At 64.1% G+C, this 14,141-nt stretch carries 4 protein-coding genes; all 4 read left to right on the plus strand.

Annotated elements, in window-relative coordinates; genetic code table 11:
* The first annotated feature begins 78 nt into the window (after positions 1-78).
* Genes pglW through pglZ form a run of 4 tightly spaced genes read left to right on the plus strand, consistent with a single transcriptional unit; the run spans position 79 to position 14,136 of the window.
* Complete coding sequence (gene pglW, locus YM304_RS20455; RefSeq protein ID WP_162142126.1) at positions 79-4,350, plus strand: BREX system serine/threonine kinase PglW; 4,272 nt, start codon at positions 79-81, stop codon at positions 4,348-4,350.
* Complete coding sequence (gene pglX / locus YM304_RS24935) at positions 4,347-7,922, plus strand: BREX-2 system adenine-specific DNA-methyltransferase PglX (protein WP_015443640.1); 3,576 nt, start codon at positions 4,347-4,349, stop codon at positions 7,920-7,922. Before pglW ends, pglX begins: the two co-directional genes overlap by 4 nt.
* The gene (locus tag YM304_RS20475) at positions 7,919-11,530 is read left to right on the plus strand and encodes a hypothetical protein (protein WP_015443641.1); all 3,612 of its coding nucleotides are present in this window, start codon (positions 7,919-7,921) and stop codon (positions 11,528-11,530) included. The genes pglX and YM304_RS20475 overlap by 4 nt, the downstream gene beginning before the upstream one ends.
* Positions 11,527-14,136 (plus strand): BREX-2 system phosphatase PglZ, encoded by a 2,610-nt coding sequence (gene pglZ, locus YM304_RS20480; RefSeq protein WP_015443642.1) that lies wholly within the window; start codon positions 11,527-11,529, stop codon positions 14,134-14,136. The genes YM304_RS20475 and pglZ overlap by 4 nt, the downstream gene beginning before the upstream one ends.
* The last annotated feature ends 5 nt before the right edge of the window (positions 14,137-14,141 follow it).

Here is a 14,141-nt window from a genome sequence, read left to right on the forward strand (position 1 = left end):
CGTCCGGTACTGTCGGTCCCTGGTCAGCACAGTTTCGAGAGGCGAAGTAACAGAGTGACAACAAGCGCGCCCCGATGGGTGACTGTTTCCGATTCTCCGCATGACCATGAGCGCGAGGCCTTGGCCTGGCTGCGCAGCCGGCTGCCCGACCGCGAGCCGTATCACGTGTGGACCAACTTCGAGTTCACGACGCACAACGGCCAGATGTACGAGGTCGATGCGTTGGCCATCACCGACAATGGCGTACATCTCATCGAGTTCAAGGCGTACCCGGGTCGCATCGACGGTGACGGCGGTACCTGGCAGTGGCGTCGGCCCGATGGCAAGTTCCGCCAGATCGACAACCCGCGCCAGCTCGCGAACCGCAAGGCCAAGGCGCTCAAGTCGCTCATCGAGAACACGAAGACGTTCAAGGGTCGCCGCAACGAGGTGCCGTATCTCTCGGAGTGTGTGTTCCTGTCTGATCCGAAGCTGATCAGCGGACTCAACCCGCAGGGCCGACATCAGGTGTTCGGCCGTGATGCCGACGGCAAGGGTGAGCTGCCGCCTGAACGCAAGTCGCTGGGTGGCATCGTCGACCACCTCGTTTCGCTCAACCCGGACGATTCGGGCCGGGCCCGCAAGCGACTGCCGCGTCCGGTCGCTGCAAAGCTGGTCAAGGCGATCGGCGAGATCGGCATTCGTGAGCGGTCGAGTCGTCGCACGATCGGCGATTACGAGGTCGGAGCGTTGCTGAGCGACGTCGAGTCCGACCCGACGACTGCCGTTACGTATCAAGATTTCCTCGGCACTCATCGCAGCGCCGACGACGTGCAGCGCCGGTTGCGGGTGTATCCGCTGGAGCACAACGCCACCGCCGAGCAGCGGGAAACGGCGGAGCGGGCGGCGCGGCGCGAGTTCGAACTGCTGAGCAAGCTCGAGCATCCGGGCATCATCAAGCCGCTCGACTTCACGATCAGCGATCGCGGCCCGACGCTGTTCTTCGGCTACGACCCCGACGAGGTCACGTTGCCCGAGTTCTTGGCCGATCCGGCCAACGCGTCGCTGTCGGTCGACCACCGACTCTCGATGGTTCGTGACATCGCCGAGGCGGTCGCCTACGCGCATCGGCAGGGCGTGTTCCATCGTTCGATCAGTCCGTCGGGAGTGATGGTTCGTCCGTCGACGGTCGAGGGCGGCTCGCCGCGGGTTCGGGTGACCAACTGGCACACGGGCGCTCGGGTCGTGGAGGGTGGAACGACCACGCAGTTCACCGGCACGATTCATCATCACGTCGAGGCGTTGGCCGCCGGCGATGCCGATCTGTATCGGGCGCCGGAGTTCAATCAGCCGAACGCTCGCCCGCCGTTGCTCGATGTGTTCAGCCTTGGTGCGCTCGCCATGTTCGTGTTGACCGGCAAGCCGCCGGCTGCGGGTATTCGGCAGTTCCGGGCCGTGCTCAGCCACGTTGGTTTCCTCGATCCGAGCACGGTGGCCGACGGCGTCGACCCGACGTTGGCCGATGTGGTCATCTCGTCGACACAGGCCGACCCGGCGCAACGCCCGACGTCGGTCGAAGATCTGATCGCCCACCTCGATCTCGCCGAGGAGCAGTGGAGTCTTCCGTCGAGCGCCGAGATCAGCCCGCTCGAGGCTCGGCGAGGCGATCGGCTCGTCGACGATCGTTTCGAGGTCGTGCAGCGCCTCGGTCGCGGGTCGACGGCGATTGCGCTGCTGGTCAAAGACAGCGCGAATCACAACCAGTTGTGTGTGTTGAAGGTTGCGGAAGATCCGGCAAACAACGATCGCATCACCGACGAGGCGTTGGCGCTCGACGGCATCAAGCATCAGACGATCGTGTCGCTGCTCGATGCGCAGATCGATGTGAGCGGGCACGCCGCGATTCTGATCAGCTATGCCGGCCCGAAGGTCAACACCGACAAGCCGGTCGAGGGGCAGGGCCGCACGCTGGCGAGCCGTCTCACGGGCGGGCCTGTCGGTGCCGAGTTGGCCGAGCGTTGGGGTCTCGACCTCCTCGATGCGCTCCGCTATTTGGAAGATGCGGGTCGGGCGCATCGTGACATCAAGCCCGAGAACTTGGGTGTGGCACCGCTCGGCGAGAACAACGTGTTGCACTTGGTGCTGTTCGATTTCTCGCTGTCGTTGGTGCCGATCGACCGGATCGAGGCGGGCACGCCTGGCTACGTCGACCCGTTCTTGGAACGCCGCGGCCGCTGGGACACGGCAGCCGATCGCTATGCGGCGACGGTCACGCTCTACATGCTCACGACGGGCACGAAGCCTCGCTACGGCGATGGCAGCGTCGACCCGACGATGGTCGATGCGCCGCCGAACGTCGACCCCGATCTGTTTGACAGTGCTGCCCGACCGGGGTTGGTGAGCTTCTTCACGAAGGCGTTGCAGGCTGACGTTGCCGATCGTTTCGACACGGCCGACGAGATGTACTTCGCGTGGCATGAAGCGTTCAGTGCGTCTGCCGCTCCGTCGACGCCGTCGACTCATCCGGAGGCTGACGACGATTTCACGATTCCCGACGGTTCGACCTTGTCGTCGCCGCTGCTCTCGCTTCCGCTGTCGAAGCGTGCGGTCAGTGCGCTCGAAACAGCCGACGTGGTCACCATCGAGCAGCTGTTGGCGTTCCCGTTGATGCAGTTGTCGTCGCTCACCAATGTCGGCTCGAAGACTCGGGGCGAGATTCGTGAAGCGTTCGATGTGCTCAGCAACCACTTCGGTCCGCTGAAGTCGAGCCCCGACGAGACACCTGCAGCAGGTGTGGTGAGCACCGAGCCCGATCCGGCCGACCATTCGTTGGCGGCGTTGGCTGCGCTGATCGCGCCGCCCGCGCGCACGAAAGATCTGCAGACGCGAGCAGGTCTCGCTCGGATCTTGGCGGGGCTCGAAGTCGACCGTGATCCGTGGGCATCGCAGAGCGAGTTGGCGGAGTGGCTCGATGTGACTCCGGCTCGTGTGTCGCAGTTGGTGAGCAAATTGCGCCAGGCGTGGTCGAAGGTGTCGCGCATCACCGAGTTGCGTGATGTGGTTCGTGACGATCTGCGGCAGTTGCAGGTGGCGAGTGCACCGCAGCTCGCTGCTCGGTTGCTGCGCACCGCTCCTGACGAGTTGAACGAGTCATCGGTTCGACTGGCGTCGGGTTTGTTGCGTGTGGCAACGCTGACCGAGGAGCAGTTGAGTGAGCCGGGCTGGATGGTGCGGCGACGCCAGGGTTCGGTGGTGTTGTCGACGATGCAGGGCACGGGCGGCGCCGATCTGGCGCAGGAGCTTGCCGATTACGCGTCGGCACTCGACACCGCGACCGAGGCGTTGATGGCACGCCACGAGGTGATCGCCCGTCGCGAGCTGGTCGATGCGCTTCGCACGGTCGATCCGCCGGCCGAGGCACAACCGTTCACCGACAGTCATCTGGCCGATCTTGTTGCCGATCTGTGTGATGGCGCTGCGGTCAACGCTCGCTTGGAGCTCTACAGGGTGGGGCTTGCGCCGGTGCCGGCGTTGCGTGCTGCGCGGCGTTCGTTCGTGTCGAATGAGCCGATGACGGTCGAGGCGATTGCCAAGAAGATCGCGGCTCGTTTCCCCGAGGCGAACAGTTTGCCTGGCCGCCCGCAGCTCGACACGTCGTTGAGCGATGCCGGTGTCGACCTGAAATGGGATGACGCGGCGAAGGCGTATGTGAGCCCGCAGTACACGCCGCACGGCACGAGTGCGTACAGCGCGTCGATCACCCGGTACGACACTGCTGCGCCTGGCCCGGTCCCTGCGGTGGAGGTCGACAATGCGGCCGAGTTCGAAGATCGGTTGCGCAAGGCGCGCACGAGTGGCGGGTTGATGGTGTTGGTGCAGTCGGCGAGTGGGCTTGCGCACGCCGAACGCCAGCTCGAACGGTTGGCAACGTCGACGGTGAATCTCGATGTGTGGCTGGTCGAAGAACTCGAGGCGTTGACCGCCGATGGCAAACCGCCGTGGACGACACTCGCTGCTGCCGATGCTGCCGGCGACGGCGGTTCGGCGTGGGCGAACGTGAAGAAGATGGTCGACGTTGCGCTCACCAAGGTCACCGCTCGACTCGCTGCGCTCGAAGGCACGGTGTTGGTCACCAACTTGGGTCTGCTTGCTCGGTACGAGCGATTGAACGTGGTTGCCGAGTGGCGTGACCTGTTGCATTCGAAGTCGACGTCGTTGTCGGCGGTCTGGTTGTTGATGCCGTCGGCGTCGGCGACCGAAGTGCCGTTGCTCGATGGGCGCGCCGTGCCCGTGATTTCTCGGAACGAATGGAGCCAGATTCCCGCTGATTGGCTCCGCAATGCTCACCGCACAGGAGTTGTGTCTGCATGATTGATCGTTTGGAGTTGACGTCTGCGTTGCAGCGCGAGGTCGTGTCGCTGATCGACGATCTGCGTGTCCGCGCCGATGAGGTCGAGGAAGTCCGCGACCTGATCCACACCCAGTGGCAGACGGCGTTCAACGCTGAGCGCACCGCGCATGATGTTGATGTGTGGCGCGAAGGCCTCCTCGCACAAGTCGCCGTCTCGTGGGTGTTGGGCTGTGTGTTCATCCGGTTCTGCGAAGACAACGCCCTCGTTACCGACCCCATGATCTCCGGACCAGGCGACTGGCGCCGCTGGGCCACCGACAACCAACGCGACTACTTCCGCGAACACACCGACGCCGGCGAACGCCGCTACCTCACCCACGTCTTCCAAGAGGCAGCGCAGGTCCCTGGCCTCGACGAAGTCTTCGGCACCCACAACCCACTGTGGCAATTCGGACCTTCCGACGACGCCGCCCGCCACCTCATCAACATCTGGCGAGCCACCGACCCCGACACCAACCAGCTCATCTGGGACTTCACCGACCCCGACTGGAACACCCGCTTCCTCGGCGACCTCTACCAAGACCTCTCCGAACACGCCAAGAAAACGTTCGCGCTCCTGCAGACCCCAGACTTTGTCGAGGAGTTCATCCTCGACCGCACCCTCGACCCCGCCATCGAAGAATTCGGACTCAACGGACCAGACAACGCCGGGTTCCGCATGATCGACCCCGCCTGCGGATCCGGCCACTTCCTCCTCGGCGCCTTCCACCGCCTCGCCAACCGCTGGCTCACCAAAGAACCCGAAGCAGGCCGACGCTCAGCCGCCGCCAAAGCACTCGACTCCGTCTACGGCGTCGACATCAACCCCTTCGCCGCATCCATCGCCCGCTTCCGACTCCTCACCGCCGCACTCCGCTTCGCCGACGTCAACACCCTCGCCGACGCACCAGCACTCAACGTCCACGTCGCCGTGGGCGACAGCCTCCTCCACGGACCACGGCCCGGGCAGTTCACCAGCCTGCTCGACGAAATCGACAGCCAAAGCGAAGCATCCAAACACCTCTACGAAACCGAAGACCCCGAACGCATCAACCGCTACCTCTCCCAGCATTACCACGCCGTAGTCGCCAACCCGCCGTACATCACCCCCAAAGACCCCGCCGCCAACGCCGCATACCGAGACAGGTACGCAACTTGCCATCGCAAGTACTCGCTGTCAGTTCCGTTCATGGAACGACTCTTCGACCTCGCCGAACGAGGCACGAATGGCCATCCGGCAGGCTTTGTCGGGCAGATCACTGCGAACTCATTCATGAAGCGCGAGTTCGGCAAGAAACTCATCGAGAACTACCTCGCCAACGACATCGACCTCACTCACGTCGTCGACACCAGCGGCGCCTACATCCCCGGCCACGGCACACCCACCGTCATCCTCTTCGGCCGCAACAGGTCCCCGATCCAACTGCAAATCCGGTCAGTACTCGGTATCGGCGGTGAGCCGAACAAGCCAGACGATCCAAGGCTCGGCCGTGTATGGTCCTCGATCCAAAGGCAGATCGACAACCCAGGTTCAGAAAACGAATATACCAGTTGCTCTGATCTTAAACGAGTTCATTTTTCTAGTCACCCGTGGTCACTTCAAGGCGGCGCATCTCCGGACGTTCGTGCACGGATTGCATCGATGTCTACCTCCTCACTTGGTGAAGAAGTGAGCGGAGTAGGGTATCCATTTATCACTGGCGAGGACGACGCCTTCACAGTCCATTCCGCTGCCCACGCCCGCCGGATGGGAATTCCCGCCACGATGATCCGTCCCGCCGTTTCCGGTGAAGGAATTCGGTCCTGGTGCTCCACAGCTGAGTCACTTCTTCTATTCCCATACACCGACGATGGACTACCGAGCGACGATCCTGCGGTTGATCGATACCTCTGGCCTCTGCGAACCACGCTACGTTCGGGCCTCTTCTTCGCGAAGACAAAGACTCAGCGGGGCTTGAGGTGGCTCGATTACGCAGTCGTGATCCAAGACCGCCTCCGGGAGGTAGGGCGGGCCATCGCTTTCGCAAACGTCTGCACCGCCAACGAGTTCGCACCGCTATCTCCGGGGGTTTTGCCGCAGATGACAGCGCCGGTTGTCACGCTTCATTCGCGGGACGCTCGATTCACAAGAGACGATTTACTTGGACTGCTCAACAGTTCCATCTGCGCCTTTTGGATGAAGCAGACATTTCACAACAAGGGTTCCTCGACCGACTCGGCAGGAGCGCGAATTAGTGGCGCCGAGTCGTGGGACAATCACATACAAATTGACAGCACCAAGATGAAGGAATTTCCTCTATCGGCTGCACCAGACAAGCAATGGGTGAAGGACCTGACCGTTGGCGCTCAGGAAATCGCTTCCATCTGCACTGACTTGGGATCTTTGCGTGCCCTGAGCCGCGAGCAGGTGCAGTCGCTGGAACGTCGCCTTGCCCGTATCCGAAATGAGATGCGGTGGAGTCAGGAAGAACTGGACTGGCACTGCCTGTATTCGTACGGCATCACCGATGCCGACCTGTCGTTCTCGCCAGACCAAGTCTTCGAACTCGCCAAGGGTGAACGCGCTTTCGAGATCGCCCTTGCCCGTCGCGTCGCCGCGGGAACCGCGACGTCCACCTGGTTTGAGCGGCATGGTTCGACACCGATCACTGAGCCGCCTGCGCATTGGCCGGATTGGTATCGCGAGCGTGTTGAGCAGCGTCTCGAGTTGATCGAGAACGACAAGTTCATCAACCTCCTCGAACGACCCGAATACAAACGACGCTGGAACTGGGAATCATGGGACGACCTCGCCCACGACGCCCTCCAAAAATGGTTACTCACCCGCCTCGAAGACAACCGCTACTGGGCCAACAACACACCCCAATCCATCGCCCAACTCGCCGACATCGCACGAGAAGACACCGACTTCGTCCAAGTCGCCGCCCTCTACCGCGACACAACCGACGTCGACCTCGTCGAACTCATCGCCGAACTCACCAAAGCCGACGCTGTCCCCTACCTCGCCGCATGGCGCTACAAAGACTCCGGCCTCCGCAAACGCTCCGTCTGGGAACGCACCTGGGACCTCCAACGCCGCGAAGACGCAGGCGAGAACGTCGGCAAAATCGCCGTCCCACCCAAATACGCCTCCAGCGACTTCCGCAACACCGTGTACTGGAAACTCCGCGGCAAACTCGACGTCCCCAAAGAACGCTTCATCAGCTACCCCGGACTCGAACGCGACACCGACAACACCCCCATCATCGGATGGGCCGGCTGGGACCACCTCCAACAAGCCCAAGCCCTCACCACCCTCTACAACACACGCCGCAACGAAGAAGCCTGGCAACCCGAACAACTCACACCAATCCTCGCCGGACTCAACGAACTCATCCCCTGGCTCCGCCAATGGCACAACGACATCGACCCACTCCGCGGCCAAGGCCTCGGCGACTACTTCGCCAACTACCTCGCCGGTGAACTCCAACGCAACAACACCACCACCGAACAACTCACCACATGGCGCCCACCAACCACCACCCGCGGCCGCAACAAGAAGGCAACCACATGACCCTCATCCGCGACCTCATCGACATCCCCACCCAAGTCCAAGACGGCGACTTCGTTCTCAAGCTCACCCAGGGCATCGGCGACAACTCCGCCAACGAAACCATCGACAACTACGTCGTCACCGACCAACTCGCCGGAGCCTTCGACCAGGCACTCGGCCTCGTTGCATCGGCAGTGAGCGACTCGTCGTCGAAAGCCACCTTCCTCCAAGGCAGCTTCGGTTCCGGTAAATCGCACTTCATGGCGATGCTGCACCTGCTGCTCAGCCACAACACGCACGCCCGCTCCAAAGCCGAACTGCACGGCGCCGTCGCCAAACACAGCCACGTGCTCGACGGCAAGAACTTCCTCCTCGTGCCCGTCCACTTCCTCGACGCCACCTCGATGGAACAGAAGATCCTCGGCGGCTACGTCGACATCATCCAGACCGCACACCCAGACTCGTCGCTGCCCGGTGTGTACCTCGGCGACGAGATCGTCTCGACCGAACTCCCCAAGACACGCGAGCAACACGGCGACGACAAGTTCCTCGAACTCCTCAACGGCACCGCTGGCAGCGACGACGAATGGGGCGACTTCGGCAGCACCTGGACCACCGCCACACTCGATGCAGCCCTCGCCGCACCCGCCACCGCCGAAGCACGCCAAGACCTCGTCGCCGCGTACATCGCCGCGTTCCGCCAAGGAACCGTGCTCGAGTCGGCATCGACCGGACGCGGCTTCATCGACCTCGACCGTGGGCTCGCCGCCATCAGCACCCACGCCCAATCACTCGGCTACGCCGGTGTGGTCCTCTTCCTCGACGAACTGATCTTGTGGCTCGCCTCCAACATCGGCAACCTCGACTTCGTCCAACGTGAATCCCAGAAGCTCACGAAACTGGTCGAAGCGACCGACGCCGGCCGGCCCGTGCCGATCATCAGTTTCATCGCCCGCCAGCGCGACCTGCGCGACCTCGTCGGCGCCAACATCGGCGGCGAGCAGCAGAAGAGCTTCTCCGACAACCTCGAACTCCAGCAAGGCCGCTTCGGCAAGATCGAACTCGCCTCCGGCAACCTTCCCGTCGTCGCCCGCCAACGCTTGCTCCGACCCGTTGACGACGAAGCCTCGAACGCGTTGCGCGCTGCGGTCGACCAATCGCTCGCCGGACGCGAAGACGTCAAACGGATGCTGCTCGGCTCCGACGCCGACATCGAGATGTTCCGGACCGTCTACCCGTTCTCGCCGGCACTCGTCCAGGCCCTCGTCGACGTCTCCGAAGCGCTGCAACGCGAACGCACCGCGCTCAAAGTGATGCTGCAACTGCTCGTCGATCAGCGCGATGACCTCGAAGTTGGACAGATCATTCCGGTCGGCGACCTCTGGGACGTCGTTGCCGGACGCGACGAGCCCTTCTCCAGCGAACTCAAGACGCTGTTCGAAACCGCCAAGAAGTTGTGGCGTGAGAAGCTCGAACCGGCACTGCGGGCCATCAACAACATCGACGACTCCACTCCAGCCGACGCGCTCGAACGGCGGGCACTCGCCACCGACGCTCGACTGATGAAGACCGTCCTGCTCGCGTCGCTCGTTCCGGAAGTCGAAGCATTCCGCGGCCTCGACGCCGAACGGCTTGCCGCACTCAACTGGGGCAGCATCAACACCCCCATCCCCGGCACCGAAGGGCAAGACGTCGCCGCCAAGCTTCGACGCATCAACGGTCGCGTCGGTGAACTGATCCTCAGCAACGACATCAGCAACCCGACCGTCGGCCTCCGCCTCGCCAACGTCGACACCGATGACATCATCAAGCGCGCCACCGACAGCTTCGACAACCAGGGCACCCGCAAACTCAAACTCCGTGAGCTGATCGCCCGGTCGCTCCAAGACCGCATCGGTGCCGACCTCCGCGGAACCTTCAACCACATCTGGCGAGGCAGCGAACGTCAGGTCGACGTCGTGTTCGGCAACGTGCGCGACACCGCCGAGATCGCCGATCACGCCCTCGCCGCCGAAGCCGACCGCCCGAAACTCGTCATCGACTTCCCCTTCGACCAGAGCGGCAAATCGCCCGACGACGACCTCGAACGCCTCGACGCCTGGACCGACGCCCACGACCCGTCACACACCGTGTGCTGGCTGCCGTCGTTCTTCAACAACGAGGGGCTCACGGCGCTCCGCAATTACGTCGCCGTCGACGAGGTACTCAAGCTCGACCGATTCGAACAGCACACGAGCCACCTGTCGGCCAGCCAACGCGCCGAAGCCAAACCGATCATCGAGAACCTCCGCAACCAGTTGGCCGCCCAGCTCAGCGAAGCGATCCTCTCCGCATACGGCGTGGTCAACACACCGAGCTCGTTCGTCGACACCGCTCACTCGCTCACGCAGCACTACCGCAGTCTCGCCCCCGCCGTGTCGGTCAGGCCGACGACCGAACCGTCGATGAGTGGCGCGCTCGGCCAACTCTGCGACCAGATCTTCACCGCCCTGTATCCCGGCCACCCGCACTTCGACTCCAAGGTCACCACCGCCCAACTCCGCACGACGTGGGCCGAAGCCAAGCGCGCCCTCGCCGACGATGACGGCCGCGTCGTCGTCGAAAGCGGCAACCGTCCCGCGCTCCGCAACGTTGCCAACGCACTGCAACTCGGCACGATGCACGAGTCGCACTTCCAGCTCGACGACTTCTGGCGAAACAAGCTCGACCGCCACCTCGCCGACGCCACCTCCAACGATGGCACGGCAACCGTCGGCGACATGCGGGCCTGGATCGATGCTGTTCCGGGCGGACCACGGGGACTCGACGCCAAGGTCGCCGACCTCGTGATCGCCACCGTCGCCGCACAGTCCGACCACCGGCTCACCGATCACGGAGCCGCCGTCGAACCAGACTTCTCGCGTCCGCTCCCCTCCGACACGCGCATCGTTCGCGAAGAACTGCCCACCAAAGAACGGTGGGCAGCGGCAGCCGAACAAGCAGCCATCATCTTTGGCATCACCGTGAGCCAACGAGTCAACGGCCCCGAAGTCGCCTCGCTCGCACGGCAGGCAAAAGCCAAGGCCAACGACCTCGCTACGCCCGCCGAAGAACTCGTCGCTCGATGCAGCGAGGCGTACTCCACGTGGGGCCTCCCCTCCGGAGATCGGCTCGACACCGCCATGGCCGCCCGCGACCTCGTTCTCGGCCTCAAGTCGGCCGACGACGCACACGTGGTCGAACTGCTCGCCTCGTTCTCGGCCCCGACAAGCCGCGAGGCGATCGCCAAGAGCCTGAGCAACGCTCGCACCGTCGCTGCAGCGCTCAGCAGGGCGAACCTGTCGCTGTGGAACACCGCCCGCCCAGCGGTCGAAACGGCCGCGACCGATGCGCTCACGTCGGACGAAATCGTCACGGCATTCGAGCCCGCCGAACAGACGATCGAAGCCCAAGCCACGCGCTACGTGTCGACCATCACGACACAGCCACCAGCCGAGGCTCCGGTCCCGACGACGACGCCGACACCGAGCGCGACATCACGAACGATTGCGTCGGAGGCCGATCTGAACGACGTCTTCGATGAAGTCCGCCAACAGGTGCAGGCCAACAAGACGATCACCGTGACCTGGACGGTCGAGGACGCCACGTGACACTTCCTGTCGTTACGCGGGCACAACTCGAGCCCCTGCTCGATCGGTTGATCGACGTCGCCGACGACCCCGCGCCGCTCGTACTCGTACGCGCCGACCCGGAATCAGCCCCCGCCGAAGCATCAGCAGGCGGACAGACCGTCCGCATCGTTGCCAGCTCATCGCCGCTCGAGATCCGGGCCCACGCTTCGCGACAGCGGGACCAGCCGCTCGTGGTGCTGACCGGGTGCGACACCACAACACTCGGCGATGACCTGCTCGCCCGCGCCGTCCGACGCAAGCTGCACACCGTCAACCGTTGGGAAACCGTCTCGCAACTGTTCGGCGCCGAGCACGTTTCGCAGTCGCTCGCCCAGCACAAGTACCTCGCCGATGCGCTGATCGAAGCCCGTCCACTCGTCGGCTATCCGGCCATCACCAACAAGATGCTCGACCTCGAAACTGCGCTCGAAGCGCTGATCGAGCCGCACCTCGGGCTCGTCGCCACATCGCTTGCCGACGTACTGCTCTGGGGCACCCACTCCACCGCCGCACGAGCCGTCCGCGAATCATCTAACGACGTCATCGAGCAACTCGAACAACACCTCGCCACGCAGTACGGACCCGGCATCAGCGTCGTGTTCGCCGCGCTCCGGGCCGGCAAGAGCGCCGAACTGATGGCACTCTGCTTGGCAGCCGACGTCATCTTCAGCACCGACACCCCGGCACCCGACGCTCGACTCCGGTTGGAACTCGAACTCGGCGAACCCGGTCTGACCGACGAGATGTACCGCAACGCCGCGCAGGCCGTGGTCAGCTACATCTCCGGGCAACGCACCGACGAAGCGCGGACCGCCTCGTGGCTCACAGCAGGCGACCGACTGGTCCAACAGTGGGGCCTCGCTGAGAGTTCCACCCGGTCATCGGTTCTGCCAAGCGGCTTCACCGCCCGCATCGGTCTCGCTGCCACCGCACTCGCCTCGTGGAAGGCAAAGTCTGCCAACCCCTCGCTCCAAGCCGAGGCCGACCGCTCAATCGTGGCCGTCGAAGACCACGTCGCCGCACGCGCCGAACCGCGTCGAGTGGAGCGACTCCGCATGGCCCAACGAGTCATCCGCCGCGGCTTCGAGATGCAGACCGCAACGACGACGGCCGACGCGTTCATCGACTACACCCTCGACGGCGCATGGCTCGACCGAGCACGAATCGCCCTGTCGCAGAGCGACACCGAGCCGGCCGCGGCCGCTCTGTACGCAGCACTGAGCGCCGAAACCGATGCCGCGGTGCTCGCCAACGCCGGCGCGCAGGCGCCCATGCTGGCCGGAGCAGCACAAGCTCTCGGCGACCGCCTCATCGGAATCGAAGACGTGCTCGACACTGTCGTCGCCCCGCTCGCGGCAACCGCTCCAACACTCGTCGTCGTCCTCGACGGAATGAGCTGGCCCAACTTCACCGACGTGCTCGACGCCCTCAGCCGGCAGGGTTGGGCCCCCTACATCGACGAGGACGCGGTCGTCGCCAAACCCGTCGTCGCTGCCCTCCCCACTGTCACCGAACTCAGCCGCACCAGCCTGCTCTGCGGCACCCTCCGAAGCGGCGACAAGAGCAGCGAGACGCGAGCCTTCACGAAGTACCCGAGCCTCGTCGCCGCCAGCGACGCCGAACATCCCCCAACGCTCTTCCACAAGACCGACCTTCGTTCGGGCGGGCTCGACACGATCCCGCACGAACAGCTCGCAACGATCAGCGACCCGCGAGTGCGCGTTGTGGGCATCGTCCTCAACAACATCGATGAGCGGTTGAAAGACGTCGCACACCCACCATCTGGTTGGGGGCTCGATGAGCTGTCACCGCTCCGTGAGATTCTCGAAGCGGCACGAAGCGCCGGGCGGGCCATCGTGCTCACGAGCGATCACGGACACATTCTCGAACGCAAGTCCGAGTCGCGAGTGGGTGGCGGCGGCGAGCGGTGGAGAGGCACCGACACCGGCCCCGCAGCCGACGGCGAGATCCTCGTCAGCGGACCCCGCGTCGTCAACGACGAACACGCCGTCGTGCTCCCCTGGATCGAACAACTCCGCTACGGGCCGAGCAAGAACGGCTACCACGGCGGCCTCACACTCGCCGAGGCAACCGTTCCCCTCGCTGTGCTCAGCACCGAAGACATCGAAGGTTGGGAACCCACGTCGATCACCCCACCCGATTGGTGGCACGCCGCTCCTCCCGTAGCGCCCGCTTCAGACGATGTGGCGCCGAAGGCCGCCCCACGCAAGAAGGCACCCGAAGTCGTCGTGCCGTCGCTGTTCGACCCCGAGCCCGAGCCGGCGGCCACCACCACGGGCATCGAGGCCGTCATGGCAAGCGACCACGTGCAGTCGAACCTCGCCGCACTCCGCCTCGACGCAGCGGTCGTCACCACCATTCTCAGCGTTCTCGACGGCACCGGCGGAACCTCACTCGCCGAAGACCGCGTCGCCGAACGAGCATCGGTGCCGAAGGTCCGAATCGGCCGAATCATCACGCAGATGCAACGGCTCCTCAACATCGACGGGTATCCAGTGATCGAAACCAGCAACGGCCACATCAAGTTCGACCGGGCCCTCCTCGAACGACAACTGGGGTTGTGATGGCT

The organism is Ilumatobacter coccineus YM16-304, assembly GCF_000348785.1.
GTDB classification, from domain to species: domain Bacteria; phylum Actinomycetota; class Acidimicrobiia; order Acidimicrobiales; family Ilumatobacteraceae; genus Ilumatobacter_A; species Ilumatobacter_A coccineus.

Bases quoted from the DNA above. Each gene is read 5' to 3' on its own strand.
- pglX (WP_015443640.1), top strand. From the start codon at position 4,347: ATGATTGATCGTTTGGAGTTGACGTCTGCGTTGCAGCGCGAGGTCGTG.
- YM304_RS20475 (WP_015443641.1), top strand. From the start codon at position 7,919: ATGACCCTCATCCGCGACCTCATCGACATCCCCACCCAAGTCCAAGAC.